This window comes from Acetobacter zythi (genome assembly GCF_963921165.1).
Classification (GTDB): domain Bacteria; phylum Pseudomonadota; class Alphaproteobacteria; order Acetobacterales; family Acetobacteraceae; genus Acetobacter.
The window spans coordinates 456,426-480,219 of sequence record NZ_CAWUEO010000012.1; the positions used below are offsets into that span (position 1 = coordinate 456,426).

Consider the following 23,794-nt stretch of genomic DNA (forward strand, 5'->3'; position numbering starts at 1 on the left):
TGGTCTCCGGCTAACAGTTAGGCCCCTGCGGTATTCAGGGCATCTGTCCGTAATGTGGGGGCGTCGGTGCCAAAACGGAATACCAGATCGTTGGCTAATGTGATGGAAGCAAAAATTTCCAGCAGGTTGCCGGCAAGGGTAAAGCCCGCCACCGGTTCGGCAATCTGGCCATTACGGATCATGAAGCCCGAGGCTCCACGGCTGTAATCGCCCGTCAGGCCGTTAATGGAGGAACCCATCATTTCTGTAATGTAGAGTCCTTCCTTAATATCGGCCATCAATTCCGTGGGGGAGCGGGCGCCGGGTTCAAAGAACAGGTTGCTGGCGGAGGGGCCGGGCGGGCTTGCCGTGCCACGGGCCGCGCGGGCGTTGCTTTGCAGGCCAAGCTGGCGGGCGCTGCGGCTGTCCAGCACCCATGTCTGCAAAACACCATCCTGCACGAGCGAGAGCGGGGTAACCGCCATGCCTTCGCCATCAAACGGGCGGGAGCGCAGGCCCTTTACGCGGGTTGGGTCATCGGTAATGCCAACAGTGCTGGCAAAAATGGCCTGCCCCATTTTGTCTTTAAGGAAGGACGTGCCACGGGCAATGGCTGTGCCCGTAATGGCACCGACAAAATGGCCCAGAAAACTGCCCGCAACCCGTGGGTCAAACACAACGGGGTAGCGGCCTGTTTTGGGGCGGCTGGGGTTCAGGCGTGCTACGGCTTTCTGCCCTGCATTGCGGCCCAGCTCTGCCGCGTCCTTCAGGTCATGGAGCCAGACTGTACCGTGGTAGTCATAATCACGCTGCATACCATCGCCAGCACCTGCCAGAACACAGACCGAGTTGGAGTGGCTGGTGCGGCTATACGTGCCAGCAAACCCCGCAGAGGTGGCCAGAGTAATATCCGTCCGCCCGCACGAGGCACTGCTCCCCGCACTGTTGGTCACGCCTTTTATGGCAAGGGCTGCTTCCTCCCCCGCCTTGGCGCGTTCCAGCAGGGCGGCGGTGTCCGGCTCGGCCGGGTCGGCCAGTTCCAGCGCGTTGGTCTGGAAGATACCCTGCATGGCGCCGGGCGCCAGACCGGCATACTGGTCGTCTGGCAGCACGCGGGCCATGGCCAGCGCCTGGTCCACCAGAGCGCCAAATTTAGCCCGGTCAGGGGTTGTGGTGGAGACAATGGCGTTTTTGCGGCCCACAAAAACCCTCAACCCCAGATCGGTTGTTTCCGAGCGTTCCAGTTCTTCCGTCACGCCGTTGCGCACGCCAGCGCCTACGGCCGTGCTGCTGACAAAAACGGCGTCTGCTGCATCGGCCCCGCTGGCGCGGGCGAGCTTAACCAGATCGGCAATAAGGTCGAGGGGCTGTTGCGTCATGCTGCCAGTGTCTCCTTGATGCTTTGCAGGGAAGGAATGTGGCCGATGGGACCAAGGGCTGCAAGTGTGGGCGTGCCTGCAAAAATACGCGCAGCCGCACGGCAGATGTCTTCCTGTGTCACGGCTTCGATCTTGTTGACCGTTTCCTGCGTGGGAATAACGCGGCCAAAAATCTGGAGCTGGCGGGCAATCTGCTCGCACCGGCTGCCCGTGCTTTCGAGCGACATGAGCAACGAGGATTTAAGCTGCGCCCGCGCCCGCACCAGTTCGTCCATGCTCACGCCAAGCTGCACCTTGCGGAGTTCCTCAAGTGTAACGGGAATAAGCTCGGCACATTCCTTTTCCCCCGTGCCGGCATAGACGCCGAACACGCCACCGCCTTCAAACGGTGCATTGAAGGAATAGACCGAATAGACCAGTCCGCGTTTTTCCCGGATTTCCTGAAACAGGCGGGAGGACATGCCACCGCCCAGCAGGGTGGAAAGGAGCAGGGCCGCGTAATAATCGGGGTCATGGTAGCCGGTGGAGGGGAAGCCAAGCACAATATGCGCCTGATCCAGTTCCTTGACTTGCCGGAACTCGCCACCAGCGTAAAGGGCGGGTTCCATGGCTGGGGCCTTGGTTGTGGGCAGGTGAGCAAAATGCTGCTCCACCTGTGCCACGACCGATGCATGCTCCAGATTGCCCGCAGCCGCCACAATCATGTTGGACGGGTTGTAATGCGTGCTCATGTAGGAGGTCAGCGTGTCACGCTGCATACCCTTGATCAGCTCTTCCGTGCCCAGAATAGGGCGACCCATGGGCTGGTTGGGGAAGGCGGTTTCCTGAAAATGGTCAAACACCACGTCATCTGGTGTGTCGTTCGCCTGACCGATTTCTTGCAAGATTACGCCGCGTTCGCGCTCAAGCTCGGCTGCGTCAAACGTGGAGTGGGTCAGAATATCGCCAATAATGTCGATCCCCAGCCCAAGGTTTTCCTTGAGGAGCTTGACGTAGAACACCGTCTGTTCGCGCGCGGTATAGGCGTTAATGTGCCCGCCCACGTTTTCAATCTCTTCGGCAATACGCAGGGCGGAGCGGCTTGTGGTGCCTTTGAAGGCCATGTGTTCCAGAAAATGGGATACGCCATTTTCCGCCGCGGTTTCATTCCGGGTGCCAGCGGAAATATAGGCTCCGAAGGAAACGGTTTCCACACGGTCCATGCGTTCGGTCACAACGGTCAGGCCGGAGGGCAGGCGGGTTAGCTGGATGGGGTCTGTCATTCTCGTCCTGAAAAACAGCAGGGCCGCCGCGTGGGCAGCCCTGCAATGGGGGAGGGTGTTTTATTCAGCCAGCGTTGGAAAGGACTGCGGCACGCACCGCGTCCTTTATGGCGCCCTCGGTTGCGGGGACCGTGCGGTAACGCTCTTCACGCTCAAACAGGTCGGCCAGATGCACGGGCAGTGCGGGGTGAATACCCGTAGCGGCCACCATGGCATCGGGGAACTTGGCCGGGTGGGCCGTGGCTTCGGCCACCATGGGAATGCCCGGCTGGCGGAAGCGGCGGCCTGCGGCAATGCCAATGGCGGAGTGCGGGTCGGCCATATAGTTGGAACGCTGGTGCAGGGTGCGGATCTCGGCCTCGGTCTGGGCGTCGTCCAGTGCCAGACCGCAGAACAGGGTGCGGGCGTTCTCCCAGACTTCCGCAGGCACATCCATATGCCCCGTGCTGCGGAATCCGGTCATAATGCGCGCGCAGGCCGTGGCGTCGCGCCCGAGCAGTTCAAACAGCAGGCGTTCAAAGTTGGAGGAGACTTGAATGTCCATGGAGGGGGAGAGGCTGGGCACCACCCCTTTGATGGTCATGTCATTGGCGTTGAGGAAGCGGGTCAGAATATCATTCCGGTTGGACCCGACACAAAGCTGGCGGATGGGCAGGCCCATCTTGCGCGCGGCCCATGCGGCCAGAATGTTGCCAAAGTTGCCCGTAGGCACGGCAAAGGAGACTTCACGCTCAGGCGCGCCCAGCGCAAGGGCTGCATGCACATAATACGGAATTTGCGCGGCAATTCTGGCCCAGTTGATGGAGTTGACGGCGGACAGGTGCATTTCCCGGCGGAAAGGAATATCCGCAAACAGGCTTTTGACCAGATCCTGACAGTCATCAAACGTGCCTTCCACCGCAAGGTTGGTCACGTTGGGTTCGCGCACCGTGGTCATCTGCCTGCGCTGCACTTCGGACGTGCGGCCTTTGGGGTGCAGAATAATGACGGACAGGCGCTTGCGGCCACGGCAGGCCTCAATGGCGGCGGAGCCTGTATCGCCCGATGTTGCGCCAACAATGGTGACATGCTCGTCGCGCTGGGTCAGCACGTGTTCAAACAGCTGGCCAAGCACCTGCATGGCCATGTCCTTGAAGGCAAGGGTTGGGCCGTGGAACAGCTCTTGCACAAACAGCCCGTCTTCCACCTGTGTCAGCGGCACAATGGCGGGGTGGTCAAAACCTGCATAGGCTTTGGCGCATAGGGTTTTGAGCGTGTCCTCATCAATATCGGAGCCGGTAAAGCGGGCCAGAATCCGTGCGGCCAGCTCCGGGTAGGGCAGGACACGCATGGCCTGCCAGTCGGCCAGCGAAAATTCGGGCCATGTCTGCGGCAGGTACAGCCCGCCATCTTCGGCAAGGCCACTCAGCAGGACATCGGAAAAAGAAAGAACGGGAGCATTCCCGCGTGTGGAAATGTAGCGCATGAGGGCGTTTATATCCTGAATGACGGATGCCGCGAAGTGGCTTGTAAGATAAATTCGGCCAGACACTAGCCCGGCGGAGGTGTTGTGGGCAGGGTCAGCTCATAAATGGTGATCGGCCATGTAAGGGTGGCCGCGGGTGCGCCAAAGGCCGTGCTGTGGTCAATCTGGCTGGCCGAAACATATAGGTGCCCGTGCCCATCCAGCCCCGGTGTGGTGGGCCATTGCAGGCGTGGGTCGGTAATCAGCCTGCGTGGCACACGCCCCGTAGTGTAGCTGAGAATGCTCGCTGTTGTAATGTCGGCCCAGTACAGGGTGCCGTCGTTATCAATGGTCATGCCGCCCAGCGATGGGGTTTTGAACCACTGGGTCACGCTTTCCTCAAACGCTGCGGGGGTTATGTCCGGGTCATTGAAAATGGAGGTGGACACGCGGGAGAGGTATTGCCCGGGGGCTTGCAGCACAATCCACGACCCATCGGGGCTGACAGCAACCATGCTGGCGTCCACCGCTGCGTAATGGCCCGAACTGTCGCGCACAGGGCCGTTGGGCGTTACAATCGGGCGGCTGGCGATCAGGTCCGGGTGGTGGTCCAGAAAGCGTTTGGCCGTGGCGGAGGCCGTGTCGATCACCAGCAGGCCAGCCACGCCGGAATCCGGCACATAGGCGGTTGTGCCATGCACCGCAATGCCGGAGAGAATGCTCCCCGGCCGCAGGGCGCTGGCCTGTACGGGCACCGTGCGGAGCACCGCGTTGGTGGCGGGGTCAATTTCCACCAGTTTGGGGGGGGCTACAGGTGGGTTCCTGCGGTTGGTTACGCCGCTGTCGAGCACCCATATGTGGCCATCCGCTGTTCTGGTCAGCCCGCCAAGGGCTACAAACCGGCTGGAGGCATCGCCCTCGGGGCTATTCCACGCGGCATTGGGCCATGGTGCCAGTTGCCCGTCCGTGGTGCGCACAAAAAGCTGGGGACCGGTATTGCCCACCCATGCCGGGGCCTCCAGCAGCATGCGCCCGTCTGGCAGGGGGACAATGGCGTCCCATATCTGGCTGTTGGACTGCATGAAGGGCTGGAGCGCGCTGGCAGGCAGTTCCGCCACTTTGGGCATATGCAGCGCCCATGAAGGGGGGCTGGCAACTGGCAGGGCCAGCATGGCGGCGAGCAGACCAAAAGCCGCGCGACGGGATGGGGAGGAAAGGCGGAAAAAAGGAGCTGTCATGCGCGCGGGCATCCGGTTGGTGGGGCTTTGTGGCATAAAAACGTAAACGGGATTTTCCGCCCCATGGCCCGGCCTTGCAAACGCCTTGTGTGCAGGGCCGGTGTGCCGTGGCGCAGGGAGTAGGCCGGTGCCCTTATGCCAACAATGCAGGCATGGCCGGGCTTATGCATCCGGTGCGCGCTCAAGGTAGCGGCGGCGGATGTGGGTCAGGTAGGCCGTGGCGTCCAGTGGTTTGCCGGTCGCATCCTGCACGATCTGGGACATGGTGGTGCTACGGGCGCGGCCATGCACGTTCTGGCGCAGCCATGCCAGCAGGGGAGCAAAGTCGCCCTGACCAATAGCGGGCAGAATGGCCGGGTTGGCCGTGCAGGCTGCGGTGCGCAGTTGAGCAGCCGTCATGGCGCCCAGCGCGTAGCAGGGGAAGTAGCCGAACAGCCCTGCGGGCCAGTGAATATCCTGCAAGCAGCCACGCCGGTCGTCTGGCACGTGCAGCCCCAGCAGGGCGTGCAGGCGGTCGTTAAAGGCGGCAGGCAGGTCGGCCAGCGCCAGATCGCCCGAGATCAGGGCTTTTTCCAGCTCATAGCGCACAAGAATATGGGCGGGGTATGTCACCTCGTCCGCATCAACACGAATAAAGCCGGGTTCAGCATGCGTCAGGTGGCGGTGCAAGCTGGAGCCATCCCACCCTGTGGCGTTGTCTGCTACGCCAAAACTGCTGCGGACCTGTGGAGCCAGCCAGTTTGCAAAAGTAAGAGAGCGGCAGAACTGCATTTCCATCAGAAGGGACTGGCTTTCATGCAGGGTCATGCCGCCAGACTGGCCAACGGGCTGGCTGGCCCATTCGGCAGGGAGTCCCATTTCGTATAGAGCGTGCCCGGTTTCGTGCAGGACCCCCATCATGGCGGGAATAAAGTCGGCTTCCACGTACCGCGTGGTCAGGCGCACATCATGCGTGGCCCCGCCGCAGAATGGGTGCGCGCTCACGTCCAGCCTGCCGCGTGTTGCATCAAAACCCATCCGTTGCATCAGGCGGCGGCCAAGGGCTTCCTGCTCGGCAATGGGGAAGGGGCCTGCGGGAGCGGTTATCGCAGGCAGGCTGGCCTGCTTTTCCAGCACGGCGCCAATCAGTTCGGGCAGGTCCGCGGCCAGAGAGGTAAAAATGGGGTCAATATCGGCCTGCCGTGTGCCGGGGTCAAAACTGTCCAGCAGGGCATCGTACGTGGTCAGGCCCATGGCCTCGCCCGTGGCTATGGCGGTTTCCCTTGTCAGGCGCAGCACTTCGGCCAGATGCGGTTCAAGGCTTTTGAAATCACTGTTCTCGCGCGCGGTGCGCCATGCCATTTCGCACCGGGCGGTGGCCTGCGCGCTGGCTTCCACCAGGTCCCCCGGCAGGGCGGTGGCCTGTGTATGCTGCCTGCGCATCTGCGCCAGATTGGCGGTGCGCCACACGTCATCCCCTGCATCGGCCTCGGCCAGCAGGTCGGCCATAACGGGGGCTGTCAGAATTTCGTGCCGCAGCCCTTCAAGCATGGCCAGATTTTCCGCCCGGCGCTCGGCCGCACCCGATGGCATGATAACCTCTTTGTCCCAGCCCAGAATGCCAAGAGCATCATTGAGAGAGGAAAGGCGCGCAAAGTGGCGTTCGAGGGAAAGATAGGCTTTATTCATGCATGGGATGGTACAGCATCACGCACGCAAACGAAACGTGTCTGATCGCGCAGACCCGCCTTTCCAACCTGCTTTGGTCGTAAAACATGGGTGCCTGCCAGCATGGATAAGAAAAAAGCAGACACGCAGGGTACGCCGCCGTTGGCCGATGTGGCGCTGGCCTGTCTGGCGCAGGGGGATGCGGTGCAGGCCGAATCCCTTTTGCGCACGCATTTGCACCTCAACCCCACGGATGCGTACAGCTGGCACGCCATGGCCTGCGTTGCACGTGCGGGGGGGAATGCGGGAGCCGCCGTAGCTCTGGCGGACAGAGCCGTGCGGCTGGCGCCTGAACCTTTTTTCCATATCACACTGGGGCTGGCCCTGCTGGAACTGGGGCACGTGGAGCCAGCGCGGGCTGCTGCCAACGTGGCCATACTTGCCACCCCCAATGACCCCCGCGCGCATGACGCCATGGGCCAGATACTGGAGAAAGCGGGCCGTCTGCCCGATGCCGAGCGGGCGTTCAAAAAAGCACTGGCCCTGCGTCCGCTGGAGCAGGGGCGGCATATGGCGCTTGCGGCTTTTGTGGCCCGGTGTGGCCGGGCGGCGGAAGCAACAACCCTGTCCGCGCGTGCTCTGGCGCTGGAGGAGGAGGATATTGCCGCACAGAACCTACACGCCATGGTGCTTGAACAGGCCGGGCGTATGGCGGAGGCGGAACCACACTTCAGGCGTGTGGCGCAGGCCATGCCCAACAATCCGCAGGTACTGGCAAACCACGGTGCCGCCCTGTTTGCCCAACACCGGTATGAGGCGGCTGAACAAGCCTTGCGCCTGTCTGCAACACTGGCGCCCGATGTGGCGGAAACGCGAACCAACCTTGGGTTGGTGCTTATGGCGCAAGGCAGACTGCACGGAGCCGAGCACGAACTGGGCGCGGCCTACAGGCTACGCACGGGGGATGCCCGTCTGGCGCTGAACTACGGCACGGTGTTGATGGACCTCGGGCGCACACAGGCCGCAGAGGAGATGTTTAAGCAGGCCATGCAGCAGGCCACCACGCCGCAGGACCATGCCCGTGCAGCACTGGACCTTGGGAGCCTGTGCCTATCCACTGGCCAGTTTGCCAGGGGTTGGAACCTGTTTGAGGCCCGCACCGGCCTGCTGGCCCCTCCCTCCTGCGTTGCCGCTATGCCCGAATGGGATGGAACGGCAGCAGCCCAGACCGTGCTGCTCTATGCCGAGCAGGGGTTGGGTGATGCCTTGCAGTTCCTGCGTTACGTGGGGCTGGCAGCCCAAAAGGTGCGGGTCTGCCTGCTGGTGCCACAGACTATGCGCTCCTTTGTGCAGGCTTTGCTGCCCCAATGGGGAGGGCGTGTGGAACTGGTGGCGCCAGAGCAGGCAGGTCGGGCACAGGCATGCTGTAGCCTGCTCAGCCTGCCCCACAGGCTTGGAGTGGCAGCCCCTTTTGCATGGCAACCCGATACGGCGTGCTTTGCGGCCCCACAAGCCCCTTGCAGGCAAGGCGGATTGCGGGTTGGTCTATGCTGGTCGGGTAACCCGCGTTACCAGTTTGACCGGCGGCGCTCGCTGGACCCGGCGTTGCTGGGCGGGCTGGCAGCGGTTGAAGGGCTTGCCTTTCAGGCCTTGCAACCGTGCGTGACCCCTGCGGGCAGTCCCGTGCCGCTCACGCCTTTGCCAAAGGGAGACCTGTTGGTCACGGCGCAGGTCATAGCCGGGCTGGATGCGGTGGTGAGTGTGGACACCATGATTGTCCATCTGGCGGGGCTGCTGGGCAAACCAACCCTGCTGCTTGACCGGTATGGAGGGGACTGGCGCTGGGCGGGCGGCTCCGTTGCCCCGGACACCACGCTTTTGCCAGATACAGGCGTAAGCCCCGGTGTGCTGGAGCGCAGTTTGTGGTACCCCTCGGTGCAGATTACCCGCCAGCCAGCCCCACAGGACGACAGGACCAGTTGGCGCATCCCGCTTGCCACCGCAACGCTCTGGCTGGAGCACGTGGCGGCGCGGGCGGTGGGGCCGGGTGGTTGCTCCCACGCAATGTAGCTTTATGATGCAGGCATGACACGTATCTCTCCCGATGGCGCAACACCCGCCATGGCGCAATGGTTTACCCTCAAGGCGGAAAATCCCGAGGCCCTTCTGTTCTTCAGGATGGGGGATTTTTACGAACTGTTCTTTGATGACGCCACGGCCGCCGCCGCCGCACTGGATATTGCCCTGACCGCCCGTGGCAACCATGGGGGCGAACCCATTGCCATGTGTGGTGTGCCAGTTGCGGCCGCCCCGGCTTATTTGCAACGCCTGATCCGCAGGGGGTTCCGGGTTGCGGTGGCGGAGCAGACCGAGGTGCCACGCAAGGGGCGGCCTGCCAGCAAAGGGCCACTCGCCCGCGCGGTTGTGCGTGTGGTGACCCCCGGCACCCTGACCGAGGATGAACTGCTGGAACCGGGGCGTTCCAACCTGCTGCTTGCGCTGGTCTGCCAGCCGGAGGGAGGGCGGGGTAAGCGCCGCAAGGATGCGCCACCTGAGGGGGCGGAGCAGCTTGGGGCTGCGTGGATTGATGTCTCCACTGGTTTGTTCGAGACCGCCAGCCTGCCCACCAGCGGCCTGCCCGCTCTGCTGGGCAGGCTGGACCCGGCGGAAATTCTGGCGACTGCTGGCGTGGAACTGGGGGATTACGAGGCCCGGCGCGCGCCAGAGGCCACATTGCCCGCACCGGGCAGTGCAAAGCAGCGTTTGGCCGCAGCGTTTGACGTGGCGAGCATTGAAGCCTTTGGCACGTTCTCGGACGAGGAGAGCATAGCCGCAGCCATGGCGGTGGATTACGTGCGCCGCTCGCAGGCTGGCAGGCTCCCCCGGCTGGCCCACCCCATTCCGCAAAGCCAGAGCGGCGTGCTGGGGATAGACCCGGCCACCCGCGCCAGTCTGGATATTTTGCGTGCGCGGGATGGTGGGGTGGAACACACCCTGTTTACCGCCATCAATCGCACGGTCAGTGCTGCGGGTGCGCGCATGCTGGCGGAGTGGCTGGCGTCCCCCCTTACGCAGGTGGATGCCATTGCCGCCCGGCAGGCGGGGTGGTGGTGGCTCAAGGACCACACCGCCCGGTGTGCGGCGCTGCGTGATGCGCTGAAAAAAGCGCCCGATATTGCCCGCGCACTGGGCCGCCTCTCGCTCGGGCGGGGGTTGCCGCGTGATATGGCCGGTATTCGGGATGGGCTGGCGGCCGCGCGGGAGGCCGCGCGTATTCTGGCGGGGCAGGAGGGCGCACAGGCCGCACAGCTTCCCACGGTTCTGGCCCATGCCACAGGCTGGCTTGGGGCCGCCCGCGCGCTGGAGGCGGAGTTGCACACAGCACTGGCGGAGGAACTTCCCGCCCGGCTGGATGATGGCGGCGTGATTGCCGCAGGCTATGATGCGGAGCTGGATGAGCACCGTGCCTTGCGTGATAACTCACGCCGCCTGATAGCCGCTTTGCAGGCCGATTACGCAACCCGCTTTGGGGTGTCCAATCTCAAAATTCGTCATCACGCGCAGCTTGGTTACGTTATGGAAGTGCCCGTGGGGGCCAGTGCGCGGCTCAAGGACAACCCGGACCTTATTCTGCGCCAGGGCACGGCCAGCACCGCACGGTTTGCCACAGAGGAACTGGCCAGCCTGAACGTGCGCATTACCGAGGCCGCGGAAAAAGCCGCCCAGCGCGAAAAACTGGTTTTTGTGGAACTGACCGCCAAAGTGCTGGCCGAGCGCGAACTGCCCGAACTGGCGCAGGCGCTGGCGGTGCTGGACGTGTTGCAGTCCTGCGCATCGCTGGCCACAGGGGGCACGTGGTGCAGGCCCGAGGTCAGTGAGGATACCGCGTTTGATCTGCAGGGCTGCCGCCACCCTGTGGTGGAGGCCGCCCTGCCACCGGGTGCGCGCTTTACGCCCAATGGCTGCGTGCTGGCGCCCCAGCGGCGGGTTATGCTGCTGACCGGGCCAAACATGGCCGGTAAATCCACTTTTTTGCGGCAGACGGCGCTGGCGGTTATTCTGGCTCAGGGGGGCTTTCCTGTTGCTGCGGATTGCGCGCGTATTGGCATTGTGGACCAGTTGTTCTCCCGCGTTGGCGCATCGGACGATCTGGCCCGTGGGCGTTCCACCTTTATGGTGGAAATGACCGAAACGGCGGCTATCCTCAATCAGGCCGGGCCACGCTCGCTGGTTGTGGTGGACGAAATCGGGCGGGGCACGGCAACGCTGGACGGGCTGGCCATTGCATGGTCGGTGCTGGAGGCTCTGCATTCAACGGTGCGCTGTCGTGCAATTTTTGCAACCCACTTCCACGAACTGTCCCGTCTGGTCGATACATTGCCCCGTTTGTGCCTGCATACAATGGCGGTGCGGGAGTGGCGCGGACAGATCGTTTTTTTGCACGAAGTGCTTGCAGGATCAGCAAAAAAAAGCTGGGGTGTGCATGTGGCGCGGCTGGCTGGCGTGCCTGTTGGCGTGGTGGAGCGGGCCGGGCGGCTGCTGCGTGAGCTTGAACGTGCTGAAAATACCATACCCGAACCGTTACCGCTTTTTGACACACAGAAGACATTACCCCCACCATGCGAAAATACGTTAAAGAAACGATTGATGGAGATTGACCCGGATAGTCTGACCCCAAGGGCTGCGCTGGATATTCTGTACGATCTGCGCAGGCAGGCCGGGCAGGAGACAGACCTGCCCACCCCCGGCTGATCCACCCCAACCCCCGATCGACCTCAGGAGCTAAACCCGTAACCCTATGCCCACCTCTTCCGCACAGGCTGCCGCCGGGCAGCAGACCGACATGTCCGTTCTGGCGACCCTGACGCCAGAAGCCCTTGCCGCGTGCCTGACGCGGGAGTTGAGGGATGCCACACCAGATGATGCGGCCATCCCCCCGCGGGATGAGGCCGTGGCCATTTTCCGGCGGCATCTGGGGCGGTATCAGGCGGATGTTCGCAAACGCTTTGAGCGGTACGAACTCAAGGGGGCCGCAGCGGCCAAAACCCTTGCTACCTTTGCCGATGTCATGCTGCGCGCCATTGTTGATCTGGCCGTGCGGGCCACAACACAGGACGAACCACCGGCCATGGGTGGGCGCTCAGGCTTTGCTGTTGCCGCAACGGGGGGGTACGGGCGCGGGCTTCTGGCCCCGTTCAGCGATATTGATCTGCTGTTCCTGATCGCGCAGGGGGCGGGGGAGCGCGCGCACCCGGTTGTGGAATACGTGCTGTATTTTCTGTGGGATCTGGGGGTCAAGGTCGGCCACGCCACGCGCACGATTGATGAATGTATTGCCGAGGCCTCCAAGGACACAACAGTCCGCACCGCCCTGCTGGATGCGCGCTTGCTGGAGGGGGATACAGCCCTCTTTGCCATGTTTGAGGCCCGCTACATCCTCTCCTGCGTGGAGGCGGGCGCTGCGGGCTTTATTCATGACAAACGGCGCGAGCGGCTGGAGCGGCACCGCAAGTTTGGGGATAGTCCCTATCTGGTCGAACCCAACATAAAGGAAGGGCGCGGTGGCCTGCGGGACCTGCAAACCCTGTACTGGATGTGCCGCAACACCTTTGGCACCCGCCATGTGCGCGACCTGCTGGCCCCCGAATTTATATGGATGGGCCTGCTCACGGAGCAGGAAGCCGCGCGTGCGCGCCGGTCATGGGACTTTTTGTGGACCGTGCGCCTGCACCTGCATTACGTGGCCGGGCGGGCGGAAGAACGCCTGACGTTTGACATGCAGCCCGTTATTGGCGCGCGCATGGGCTACACCCGCCACGGCCGCCAGAATGGGGTGGAGCGGTTCATGCGCCACTACTTCCTGACCGCGCGGGAAGTCATGCGTCTGACCCATGTGCTCGAACCCGCCGTGCTGCGGCAGGCACAGGGGCCGGTGGCCAATGCGGCCAAGCCGGACGAGGCCATGCGTGAGGCAGGCTTTACCCTGCTGGACGGGCAGATATTGCCAGACCGGGGTGTGTCCTTTGATCAGGACCCCATTAAAATGATGCAGATTCTGGACTGGGCGCGTCTGCGCCGCCGTCCGCTGCATCCGCTGGCCCGCCACCAACTTATTCGCTGGGAGCGCCGCGCCATTACCCTGCGTGATGACCCAGAGGCTGCGCGTATTTTTCTCGACCTGCTGTGTGGCGATACCTCCGAGGACGAGCAGCGCCCGCGCAGGCGGGGGGCAGCCGTTGTGGCGCCACCACCAGCGGAGGAAAATACGCCCGTCTATTCCGCAGCTTATGGCAGCCACCCGCCATCGGGCCATTCCTACTGGCTGCATATTCTGAACGAGACCGGCATTTTTGGCCGTCTTATTCCCGATTGGGCGCGTATTGTCGGGCAGATGCAGTTTGATACCTACCATGTGTTCACAGTGGATGAGCACACGGTGGAAGCCATTCGCATTCTGGACGAAGTGGCCACCGGGCGCATGGCGGACGAAATTCCCATTGCATATGAGCTGATCAAAGGCCTGCATTCGCGCCGCGCCCTGTATATGGCCGTGCTGCTGCATGATGTGGCCAAAGGCCGTGGTGGCGACCATTCGGAAATCGGGGCCGAAATTGCCGCCGAACTCTGCCCCCGCCTTGGCATGTCGGGGGAGGAGACAGAAACGGTTTCGTGGCTGGTGCTCCACCACCTCCTGCTCAGCCATACCGCTTTCCAGCGTGATATTGACGACCCCAAGACCATTCTGGACGTGGCCGATATTGTGCAGTCGCCCGAGCGGCTACGCCTGCTGCTGCTGCTGACCATTGTGGATATGCGCGCGGTAAGTTCACGCGTGTGGAACGCATGGAAGGCCACATTGCTGCGCGAGCTGTATCTGCGCGTGGCGGAGGTGCTGGCCGGTGGCCTGTCCACCACGGAGCGCGACGTGCGCGTGCGCCACGCCAAGGACGTAACAGCCGAAATTCTGGGCGAGGAGGGTGTGCCCCAGCGCGATATCGAGCACTTTCTGGGCTTGGGTTACGCAGGGTACTGGCTGTCGTTCGATTACGAAACACACAGCCGCCATGCCCGCCTGATCCGTGATGCCGATGCGCGCGGCGCACCCCTTACGGTGGAGGTTCTGCCCCTGCCTGCGCGGGGTGTGACCGAAGTAACTGTTTATACGGTGGACGTGCCGGGCCTGTTTTCCAAGATCGCGGGCGCTCTGGCGCTGGCCGGGGCATCCATTGTGGATGCGCGCATCCATACCATGACCCACGGCATGGCGCTTGATACCTTCTGGATTCAGGACACATCAGGTCAGGCGTATGAGGAAACACACCGTCTGGCCCGCCTGACATCCCTGATTGAGCAGGGGTTGAGCGGACAGCTTGATATTGGGGCGGAAATTGCCCGTGCGGGCTTTGGCCACATGCCGCTACGCATGCGCGCCATTCATGTTCCCCCGCGTGTGGTGGTAGATAATGGCGTGTCCAACACCTATACGGTGATCGAAATTAACGGTCGCGACCGCCCCGGTCTGCTGCATGACGTAACGGCCGCCATGAGCCGCGAGAACCTTCAGATCGCCTCCGCCCATATTACCACATACGGCGTGCGGGCGGTGGACGTGTTCTACGTTAAGGACCTGTTCGGCCTCAAAATTACGGACAAGAAGCGGCTGGAGGAAATCCGTGAACGTCTGCTGGCCGGGCTGAAGGAGGCGGAAGCCGAAGCCTCCGCCTGCGCCAACGCCCGCTATTCAGCTTAAAACTACGCTCCGTCCCGGGCTGGCGGGGGAAAGCCCCCGGTCCAGCCCGGTGCGCAGGGCGTGGCCCTCTGCACTGTTGGGGTCAATCAGCCCGGTGCGCAGAAACAGGTCGATCAGCACCAGATTGACGTTGAACTTGAATGCGTCCGTATCGCGCACAATGCGGTAGGCTTCGGTTAATGGGAGCAGGGTAAAGCTTTCAACCTCGCCATCGGCAGCGCTGGGTTCAAAGCTTTCGGGCAGGTACAGGTCGTAGCAGTATAAAATATCGCGCCGCAGACCTTCTGCCCGGTCAAGGGCATAGACCAGCCTGCCGGACTGCACGGCCTGTTCCGCCAAAGCCGCGGGTATGCTGGCCTCTTCAGCCGCTTCCTTCACCAGTGCTTCACGCGGGGTGTGGCCTGCGGGCATGCCGCCTGCCACCAGATGGTCCAGTTTGGAGGGGTCCAGCCTTTTGTTGGCTGCCCGCCGCCCGGTCCACAGGTGCAGCCCGTCCGCCTTGCGCACCAGTCCGTTCATGTGCACACCCGTTGCCACAAAGCCGAACAGGGGCAGGGCGCCACGGTCTATGCGGCCCACAACAGGCTGGTCCATATCCGGGTAAACATCGAACAGTTCATGGTGGGATTTGTAAAATCCTTCCCGCGCCAGATCTTCGCCCAAGGCTTCAAGCTCTGCGGGGTGGGGGATGTTAAAACCTTTGTCTGGCGTACCAAATCCGGCTTTTTCCATGCGGGTGAACAATGCGGGGGCCAGCCAGCCCGCAGGGGTGCCGCCAAGGGCAAGGGGGGCGCGCTCTCCCGGAAGAATGGCCGTGTTGCACTCTGTCAGGTGCCGGAGGAACGGGCTTGCATTGGAAGGCATAAGGGCAAAGGTCCTGTTCTTGCTGTGCCAAAACACGAACGCTGTTATCGGGGCATAAAACGGGCATGGCAAGGTGGCGGGGGGTTGCAAAAACTGCCTGACGTGCCACATCCGGGGGCATGTCCCCCCGTAGAGCAGTGTCTGGCCCACTCAATAGGCCGGTTTCCTATACTTTTACCCGTTTGTTGCCTTACCTTTGGCCGCAGGAAAACAAAGCGTTGCGCTGGCGCGTTCTGTTGGTGCTGGTGGTCCTTGTGGCCGGAGAGCTGGCCACGCTGGCTGTGCCCATTATGTATAGCAAGGTGGTCGACAGGTTTGTGCACCCCAACAGCATGGCCATGGCCCCTGCATTGCTGATTGTCAGTTACGGGCTGGTGCGCCTTGTCTCTGGGGCGCTGACCAACCTGCGGGATTCCCTGTTTGCTCCCGTACGCTTCCGTGTTGCGCGGCAGGCGGCGTATCGCAGCTTTGCGCATATGCACAGGCTGTCTCTACGCTTCCATCTGGACAGGCGCACAGGCGGGGTTACACGGGCCATAGAGCGGGGCACCGAGGCCGTGGAGACCCTGCTGCGGATGCTGATGTCCCTCTCCCCCACCATTTTGCAGGCGTTGCTGGTCATGGGGGTTATCTGGCGGCTGTTCAACTGGACCTATGTTGCCATGATCGCGCTGATGATCATGACCTACATTGTGTTCACGGTCCGGTTTACGTCATGGCGGCTGGGTATTCGCCGCCGCATGAACGATACCAATAGCGAGGCATCGGGCCGGGCGCTGGACAGCCTGCTTAATTACGAAACCGTGAAATATTTTGGCAACGAGGAACACGAAGCCAGCCGCTACGACAACGCACAGGCCCGTTACGAAAAAGCCGCCATGAAAACCCAGTACTCGCTGGGGCTGCTGAACTTTGGTCAGGCGGCCATTATTGCCATCTCGCTTGCCGCCATCATGCTGCTTGGCGGGCATGATGTGGAGGCAGGGCATATTACGGTGGGGGACTTTGTTATGGTCAACACCTACCTGCTCCAGCTTTATGGCCCGCTGAACTTTCTGGGTTCCGTGTATTCGGGCATTCGCACCGCACTGGTTGATCTTGAACACATGCTCAGCCTGACGGAGGAGGATGTGGAGGTGGCCGATCCCGCAAGCCCGCTCCCCATTGCTACGCGCCTGACGGATTCAGCCCCCGCGCGGGTCGCTTTTGAGGACGTGCATTTTGGGTATCGGCCCGAGCGCGAAATCCTGCATGGGATCAGCTTTGCTGTGCAGCCCGGCCACAAGGTTGCCATTGTGGGCAGCACGGGGGCGGGCAAATCCACCATAAGCCGCCTGCTGTTCCGTTTTTACGATACGTGGTCGGGGGCCGTTGTGGTGGATGGTCACGATGTGCGGCATTACCGTCAGGCAGACCTGAGGGCGGCCATAGGCGTTGTTCCGCAAGATACCGTGCTGTTCAACGACAGCATAGGCTACAACATCGCCTACGGGCGGCTGGGGGCAACACCTGCGCAGGTGGAGGAGGCGGCCCGTCTGGCCCAGATCCATGATTTTATCATGACTTTGCCCGAGGGGTACGAAACACAGGTGGGAGAGCGGGGGTTAAAGCTCTCCGGTGGGGAAAAGCAGCGTGTGGCCATAGCCCGCACGATTTTGAAAGACCCACGCGTTCTTGTGCTTGACGAGGCCACGAGCGCGTTGGACACACATACGGAAAAAGAAATTCAGGCAGCCCTTAAAACTGTCTCGGCCAACCGGACCACCCTTGTGATCGCGCACCGGCTTTCCACTATTGTGGACGCGGACGAAATTCTGGTTATGGGGCACGGGCTGGTTGTGGAGCGTGGCACACATGCGCAACTGCTGGCGGCACAGGGCCATTACGCGGCCATGTGGGCTGCACAGGCCACGGGGGAGGGCTGACCCAACAGGTCGTTGCCATCGCGCCGAATCCGGCGGATGCTGCAAAAAACGTAAGGAGTAAAAACATGGCGGATACCCACGCACACGCCACAACGGAGCCAGAAAATGCAGCCAGCGCCGAACAGCGCATGGATGTGCCCGAAGACCTTGCCCGCTGCGCAATGGTGATTGAACACGCCATTGACCATTTGCGGAACGAAAAGTTCCCGCCACTGGCTGTGGCCTCGGCATTGCTGGGCGGATCGCTGGGTGTGATGGCCCGCAGCATGGACAAGGAGACCATTCTGCGCATCCTTGACTCCGCCGCGCAAAGCGTGCGTTTGGGCGATGTTCATGCCTCCGTCATGGCCGATGGTGGCAGCGAAAGCGACAAAGCCTGAGCTTCAACCCTTGACTGGAGGCGATGGCTCAGTCATAAGCCGCGCCAATCCTGAATGTGGTCGCCGGGCATTTGTCTCGGCCCTCTAGTTCCTTTTTTGTTTAAGACAAGGATGAGACAATGTCCCGTCGTTGCCAGATCACCGGCAAAGGCGTGCTGACCGGAAATAACGTCAGTCATGCCAACAACAAGTCCCGTCGTCGCTTTCTGCCCAACCTGCAGGAAGCATCCCTGACGTCTGAAATCCTCGGTTCTGCCGTCCGTATGCGTGTTAGCACGCGCGGCCTGCGCACCATTGAGCACAATGGTGGCCTGGATTCCTTCCTGCTGAGCACGCCTAACCGCAAGCTCCCCACGGAAGCACAGGTTATCAAGCGCCGCGTTCTGCGTGTGCAGGCCAAGAAGCAGGCCGCCACAGGCGCCTGATTCAGGGCTTTTTGTCTATCCGTGGGAACCGGGGTCTGCCACATTGGGTGACAGAACCCGGTTTCTGCGGTTCAGGCGTCTGCCACTTCTTGTCAGGCGCTTTTGTCTATCGGCCGGTGTCCGGCAGCCGGCTTCCTGAAAAAAATATTTTCAGGTGGCACCATACGGCGTTCGGCGGCCACAGGCGCGAGGGTTCTCCTGTCGCGCCTTACCTGTTTTCTGGAGGTTTTCGTGTCCGCCACAACTGATCTGTCCAAGATCCGCAATATCGGTATCACCGCGCATATTGACGCTGGTAAGACAACCACGACCGAACGTATTCTGTACTACACCGGCGTGTCCCATAAGATTGGTGAAGTGCACGAAGGCAACACCACCACGGACTACATGGCGCAAGAACGTGAGCGTGGTATTACCATCACCTCCGCCGCCGTGACCTGTGACTGGAAAGATCACCGGATCAACATCATTGACACCCCCGGACACATTGACTTCAACATTGAAGTGAACCGTTCGCTGCGCGTGCTCGATGGTGCTGTGTTCATCATCGAAGGTGTTGCCGGTGTTCAGCCGCAGTCCGAAACCAACTGGCGTCTGGCTGACCGCTACAACGTTCCGCGTATCATCTTCATCAACAAGCTCGACCGTACCGGCGCTGACTTCTACCGTGCATTCGACACGCTGAAGGAAAAGCTGGACATCGTTGCTATTCCCCTTCAGCTGCCCATCGGTGCGGAAGACCAGTTCCTCGGCGTTGTCGATCTGGTTGAAATGAAGGCCATCGTCTGGGAAGGCGGTGAACTGGGCGCGAAGTTCCATGATGAAGAAATCCCGGCTGACCTGAAGGAAAAAGCTGCGGAAGCGCGTCAGGAACTGCTGGACACCGCTCTGGCTGTTGATGAAAAAGCCATGGAAGAGTACTTCGAAAACGGCGACGTTTCCGTTGAAACTCTGAAGCGCTGCATCAAAAAAGGTGCGATCTCTGGCGAATTCCGTCCGGTTCTGTGCGGCACGGCGTTCAAGAACAAGGGCGTGCAGCCCCTGCTCGACGGGATCATTGACTACCTGCCCGCTCCTAACGACGTTGAAGGCATTCGTTGCGCCCCCCCCGAAGGTGAGGACGAAGACGAAGCATCCCAGCCCATCCTGCCGGTTGACCCCAACGGCAAGTTTGCTGGCCTTGCGTTCAAGATCATCAACGACAAGTACGGCACGCTGACCTTCGTGCGCGTCTATCGTGGCGTTCTCAAGACCGGTGATACCGTTCTGAACACCACCAAGGGCCATAAGGAACGTATTGGCCGTATCTATCAGATGCACGCTGACAAGCGCGTGGAACTGAGCGAAGTGCATGCTGGTGATATTGCCGCGTTCGTGGGTCTGAAAGACTCCCAGACGGGTGACACGCTGGCCGATGCCTCCGATCCGGTTGTTCTGGAACGTATGTCCTTCCCGGTTCCGGTTATCGACATTTCCGTCGAACCGAAAACCAAGGATGCTGTGGAAAAGATGACACTGGCCCTGCAGAAGCTGGCTGGTGAAGATCCCTCCCTGCAGCTGAAGACGGATCAGGAAACGGGTCAGACCATTCTGTCCGGCATGGGCGAGTTGCATCTGGACATCATTATCGACCGTCTGCGTCGTGAATATGGTGTGGATGCAAACGTGGGTGCGCCGCAGGTGGCCTACCGTGAAACCATCTCCAAGCCGCACACGGAAACCTATACCCACAAGAAGCAGTCTGGTGGTTCGGGTCAGTTCGCAGAAGTGAAGATCTCCTTCGAGCCGGTTGAACGGAACGAAGGTATTTCGTTCGAGAACAAGGTTGTTGGTGGCACCGTGCCGAAGGAATACATTCCTGCGGTTGAAAAAGGGATCCGCATGCAGTCCTCCACGGGCGTGCTGGCTGGCTTCCCCACGGTTGACTTCAAGTTCACCCTGCTCGACGGTAAGTACCATGACGTTGACTCGTCCGCTCTGGCGTTCGAAATCGCGGCAAAGGCCTGCTTTCGTGACGGTATGAAGAACGCTGGTCCGGTTATTCTGGAACCGATCATGGACGTGGAAGTGACCACCCCGAACGATCACGTTGGTGACGTTGTGGGCGATCTTAACCGCCGCCGTGGTATGATCCAGAGCCAGGAAACCTCGGGTTCCACGGTTATGGTGCGTGCTCATGTGCCGCTGAAGGAAATGTTTGGTTACATTTCCCACCTGCGCTCCATGACCAAGGGCCGTGCGTCCTTTACCATGCAGTTCCATCACTATGATCCGGTGCCGCGTAACGTGGCAGACGAAATCATGGCGCAGTCCCGCTAAGTTCTTCATCCTTCGGGTTGAAAAACACATCAAGGCCGCTTCCTTTCGGGGAGGCGGCTTTTTTGTTGTGGAATGCACTGGATTGGGGTGTGCAGAGCCAGAGCCAGAGCCAGAGCCAGAGCCAGAGCCAGAGCCAGAGCCAGAGCCAGAGCCAGAGCCAGAGCCAGATGAGGCTGGCATGGCACATTGGATTTTAAGAGGGATGTGCGGTCAGGCTGGTGAAAGGGAAGGGGCAGCGTCAGTCCCCGCGCCCCTTTTTGACAGTATGCTCTGACTGATAGACCCGCCCAAGTAGACGATGGCGGGGGGCGAAGCCTTGGTTTGCGTCAGGTCTGGCGGCAAACAGGGAGGTGTTTGCCGCCTTTGGTTGGGGTGTTAACCGAACTCACCAATATCGTGCATCAGTGCCACGCTGATTTCGCGCAGGAGTTCGAACATCTGGCCCATGGGGGCAAAGATGTCGCGGTGTTCGCGCACATAAATCCCTTCTTCACGCGGGCCACGGGGTTCGTGGAAATCCAGATCGGATGGCCCCGTACCTGTGGGGAAGATGAACTTCATCTCCTTCAGAACGGTGGGAATATCCAGACACAGAATATGCTGCATCATCATCTCGTGGTTGAAGCCACCACGGGGCATGAAGAACGGAATACGGCATGCCAGCAGCCAAATGCGTTCGATCAGCATGATCCGTATGGCATGCAGCAGGCGAATGCGCGGCTCTGTGCGGGGGGCATGCTGCCATGCTTCGCGCAGGGCAAGGTGGTCGGCCTGAATGCGGCGGAACATGGTATGCAGTTCCGCTGACAGGTTAAGCCCTTCCAGCCCGCTCATAAGGGCCAAAAACGCCTTTTGCCGCTGGGGGGAAGTTTCCTCCGTTGCCCGGTCCAGCCAAAAGCCGGGGTCCAGCATACACACAACACTTTTGAGAACTTTGTCGTCCGAACAGGCAAGGGCATGGCGCGCAAAGTCGAGCGCACGGTGGAAGCGTGGGCTGGAAGTGTTGAGTGTTTCAAACGTTTCCGGGTGGCGCTGGGCGGCGGCCCCCAGACCTTGCAGGGTGTTGGCGCACCAGCCAAGCTGCTGGAGAATGGCGTTGTTGGGTATGGCCCGCAACTGGCTGGGATGCGTGATCCGGCTCCGCGTTGCGGCCTCCGCACTCTGGCGCGCAGGTGGGCGGGAGCCTGTGCGGTCAATCAGCGATGGGCCAAAAGCCCCAAGCAGGGCTGCGTAACCGGGGTCGGCTACAAGCCCTTTCATGTTGTCGATCACGCTGGAGAAAAAGTCGGCTGAAAAATCCGGGTGGTCGTAAATCGGGTCGCTTTTCTGCTGGTCGCTCAGGAACAGGTTTTCCGCAATGGTGGCCATGGTGGCGGTGGCCAGTTCTGGGCTGCCAAAGAGCAGGTAGCCATCTCCCCCCTGAAAAGCGGTTTCCTCACGGCAATGGATGTTGGAGTTTTCAAACCGCTTCCGTACATGGGCGGGGGAGAGGTAGTCCAGCCGGTCCGCCATGCGGAACGGATGCGCCCCACGGCCTATGCTCTCGCCGTGTGTATCAAAGAACACGACTTCAACATCGCTCAGGTCCCAGCGTACCAGCAGGTCATGAATATGCAGGCGCAGGCGTTCGATCTGGTAGGAGGCCGCAAGCTGGCCAATATAACGCCCCGAGTCCGAATACCCGAACTGGAAGCATATCCGCCCGATACGCCGCACGTAAGCGCGCCATGTGGGGGAGCGGAGTGCTTCCTCCACAATATGTTCACCGTTGACCAGCGCATCTTCTGTTTCAAACAGTGGCGAAATTTCAATGCGGTCGGCAACGCCAAAATAGGTCGCAATCCACAGTGCTGTCAGCAGGGTGTACCCTGTTTCGGTCTCTGCAATCAGGAAGCGGACGGGGGTGTCGGAATCCACGTATTTGACAATCTGGGCAATTGTCATCATCAGCCGTCCGGCGGATGAGGGGTCGCTGAGCAGTGCGCCAAAGTCCACTGGCACGGGGGTTACGCTCTCCAGCGCGTCGTTTACGCGGTTGAGCAGGGCGCGGCGCTGGGCTGGGTTGGTCGGGTCGTCCAGCAGGTTCAGCTTCTGGCGTACAAAGTTGTGAATCTGGCTGGCGTTAAGCCGCACATGCGTATGAGCCAGCCCAAGGCCGTGGGCCATAAACCCCGCCCGCGCCACAGCAAGTGGCAGTTGGGCGGATGGCGGGGCGGCCTCTATGGCGGCCTGTAACAGGGCGTTCAGGTCGGAGGCGGCTGTGAGCGCTGTGGTGCGGCCATTAACCAGCAGTTCGGCAAAGCGGGCTACGGCCTGCCCGTCCGTGGCTCCATGAGGTACGGCGGTAATCTGGGCTTTAACGCAGTCTATGGCGTTTTGCAGTTTTTCGCTTAGCTCGGGGGCCAGAACGCCCTCATGGGCAATCTGGCATTCCAGCCGCATGAGCTGGAACAGCTTCATGCGCAGGCGCAGGCGCAGCGTGTCCCACCAGCCAATGTCGGTCCGGCCGTCCGTATCGTAACCGACCCAGCTTGTTGCAATAACGGAGCGGGGGGAGAGCGTGTTCCACTCATCGGGCCACGTGTTTTTTGCGGTGGCAAGCAGGGCCCCGTTCAACTGGTCTATGGCGTCGCGCGCGCGGGCAATGGCCTGCGCTGCCAGTGTGAACTCTTCTTCCAGCGTTGGGTGAACACTGCGGCGGTGCGAGGCAAAATAGGGTGCTGTCTCAGGCGGAATATCGAGCGAGGCGCTGTGGGCCAGTGCTTCGTACACCGGGTTGCTCAGGGCAAAGGTCGGGTGGGCCGTAAACACGGCGGCAAAACGAATGGAGGAAACAAGCTGGCTATAGGCCGCAAATGTAGGAGACGGCAGGGTTGTGCTCAGCTGCTCGGCAACATGGCGCAGTTTGTCCTGCGCTGTGTCCTGCGCTGCGCCGCCCACGTAGCGGTGCAGGCGGCGCGAGCGGCTTAAAAAAGCCTGATCACGCAGGGTGCGTACCAGTTGGGTCACATCCTCAAACGTGATGGTTCCGCTTTCCAGCGCATCACTCAGGCGCAGGGCCGTGCCCATAACGGGGTTGGTGCCTTCCGCCGGAGTGCCGGTGGAGGACGTGTTGGCAATGGAGGCGAGCACGCTCCCGATGCGAGGGGGAAGGGAAGAAAAGTCCGTGTTCATGGCGCGCT

15 protein-coding genes are annotated in these 23,794 nt (G+C 61.3%); 7 read left to right on the forward strand and 8 right to left on the reverse strand.

Annotated elements, in window-relative coordinates:
- Window positions 1-17: 17 nt before the first annotated feature.
- The 5 genes from AABE20_RS07770 to AABE20_RS07790 form a co-directional block, all read right to left on the reverse strand.
- Complete coding sequence (locus AABE20_RS07770; RefSeq protein ID WP_338332539.1) at window positions 18-1,358, reverse strand: TldD/PmbA family protein; 1,341 nt, start codon at window positions 1,356-1,358, stop codon at window positions 18-20.
- On the reverse strand, window positions 1,355-2,620 hold the full coding sequence (locus tag AABE20_RS07775) for a M16 family metallopeptidase (protein ID WP_338332540.1): 1,266 nt from the start codon (window positions 2,618-2,620) through the stop codon (window positions 1,355-1,357). The genes AABE20_RS07770 and AABE20_RS07775 overlap by 4 nt, the downstream gene beginning before the upstream one ends.
- A 64-nt stretch (window positions 2,621-2,684) precedes the next feature.
- Entirely contained in the window at window positions 2,685-4,085 is a 1,401-nt protein-coding gene (gene thrC / locus AABE20_RS07780) for a threonine synthase (RefSeq protein ID WP_338332541.1), read from the reverse strand.
- 65 nt (window positions 4,086-4,150) lie between these two features.
- Window positions 4,151-5,302, reverse strand: a complete 1,152-nt coding sequence (locus AABE20_RS07785; RefSeq protein WP_408740784.1) for an L-dopachrome tautomerase-related protein — start codon at window positions 5,300-5,302, stop codon at window positions 4,151-4,153.
- A gap of 162 nt (window positions 5,303-5,464) precedes the next feature.
- The gene (locus AABE20_RS07790) at window positions 5,465-6,970 is read right to left on the reverse strand and encodes a carboxypeptidase M32 (protein ID WP_338332542.1); all 1,506 of its coding nucleotides are present in this window, start codon (window positions 6,968-6,970) and stop codon (window positions 5,465-5,467) included.
- A 102-nt stretch (window positions 6,971-7,072) separates the two neighbouring features.
- Here AABE20_RS07790 and AABE20_RS07795 point away from each other — a divergent pair, with 102 nt between their 5' ends.
- Genes AABE20_RS07795 through AABE20_RS07805 form a run of 3 tightly spaced genes read left to right on the forward strand, consistent with a single transcriptional unit; the run spans window position 7,073 to window position 14,699 of the window.
- Window positions 7,073-9,019 carry a tetratricopeptide repeat protein gene (locus tag AABE20_RS07795; RefSeq protein WP_338332543.1) on the forward strand — a complete coding sequence of 649 codons (1,947 nt, stop codon included), beginning with the start codon at window positions 7,073-7,075 and terminating at the stop codon, window positions 9,017-9,019.
- Window positions 9,020-9,034: 15 nt separating this feature from the next.
- Window positions 9,035-11,701, forward strand: coding sequence for a DNA mismatch repair protein MutS (mutS, locus tag AABE20_RS07800; protein ID WP_338332544.1), 2,667 nt, complete (start codon window positions 9,035-9,037; stop codon window positions 11,699-11,701).
- 46 nt (window positions 11,702-11,747) lie between these two features.
- On the forward strand, window positions 11,748-14,699 hold the full coding sequence (locus AABE20_RS07805) for a [protein-PII] uridylyltransferase (RefSeq protein ID WP_338332545.1): 2,952 nt from the start codon (window positions 11,748-11,750) through the stop codon (window positions 14,697-14,699).
- Here the strand turns inward: AABE20_RS07805 and AABE20_RS07810 are convergent.
- Window positions 14,691-15,563: an NUDIX hydrolase gene (locus tag AABE20_RS07810; protein ID WP_338332546.1), complete on the reverse strand. Its 873-nt coding sequence runs from the start codon at window positions 15,561-15,563 to the stop codon at window positions 14,691-14,693. The two genes, AABE20_RS07805 and AABE20_RS07810, sit on opposite strands and share 9 nt — an antisense overlap.
- 182 nt (window positions 15,564-15,745) lie before the next feature.
- Here AABE20_RS07810 and AABE20_RS07815 point away from each other — a divergent pair, with 182 nt between their 5' ends.
- The 4 genes from AABE20_RS07815 to fusA all read left to right on the forward strand — a co-directional run bounded on the left by AABE20_RS07815 (window position 15,746) and on the right by fusA (window position 20,612).
- Window positions 15,746-17,488 (forward strand): ABCB family ABC transporter ATP-binding protein/permease, encoded by a 1,743-nt coding sequence (locus AABE20_RS07815; protein WP_338332629.1) that lies wholly within the window; start codon window positions 15,746-15,748, stop codon window positions 17,486-17,488.
- A 65-nt stretch (window positions 17,489-17,553) separates the two neighbouring features.
- Window positions 17,554-17,868 (forward strand): hypothetical protein, encoded by a 315-nt coding sequence (locus AABE20_RS07820; RefSeq protein ID WP_408740786.1) that lies wholly within the window; start codon window positions 17,554-17,556, stop codon window positions 17,866-17,868.
- 119 nt (window positions 17,869-17,987) lie between these two features.
- Window positions 17,988-18,293 (forward strand): 50S ribosomal protein L28, encoded by a 306-nt coding sequence (gene rpmB / locus AABE20_RS07825; protein WP_338332547.1) that lies wholly within the window; start codon window positions 17,988-17,990, stop codon window positions 18,291-18,293.
- A 231-nt stretch (window positions 18,294-18,524) separates the two neighbouring features.
- Window positions 18,525-20,612: an elongation factor G gene (gene fusA / locus AABE20_RS07830; RefSeq protein WP_338332548.1), complete on the forward strand. Its 2,088-nt coding sequence runs from the start codon at window positions 18,525-18,527 to the stop codon at window positions 20,610-20,612.
- Between the two features lie 29 nt (window positions 20,613-20,641).
- On the opposite strand, the gene AABE20_RS07835 is transcribed toward fusA, so the two are convergent.
- Window positions 20,642-20,797, reverse strand: a complete 156-nt coding sequence (locus AABE20_RS07835) for a hypothetical protein (RefSeq protein ID WP_338332549.1) — start codon at window positions 20,795-20,797, stop codon at window positions 20,642-20,644.
- A 190-nt stretch (window positions 20,798-20,987) separates the two neighbouring features.
- Complete coding sequence (locus AABE20_RS07840) at window positions 20,988-23,786, reverse strand: phosphoenolpyruvate carboxylase (RefSeq protein WP_338332550.1); 2,799 nt, start codon at window positions 23,784-23,786, stop codon at window positions 20,988-20,990.
- Between the last annotated feature and the right edge of the window lie 8 nt (window positions 23,787-23,794).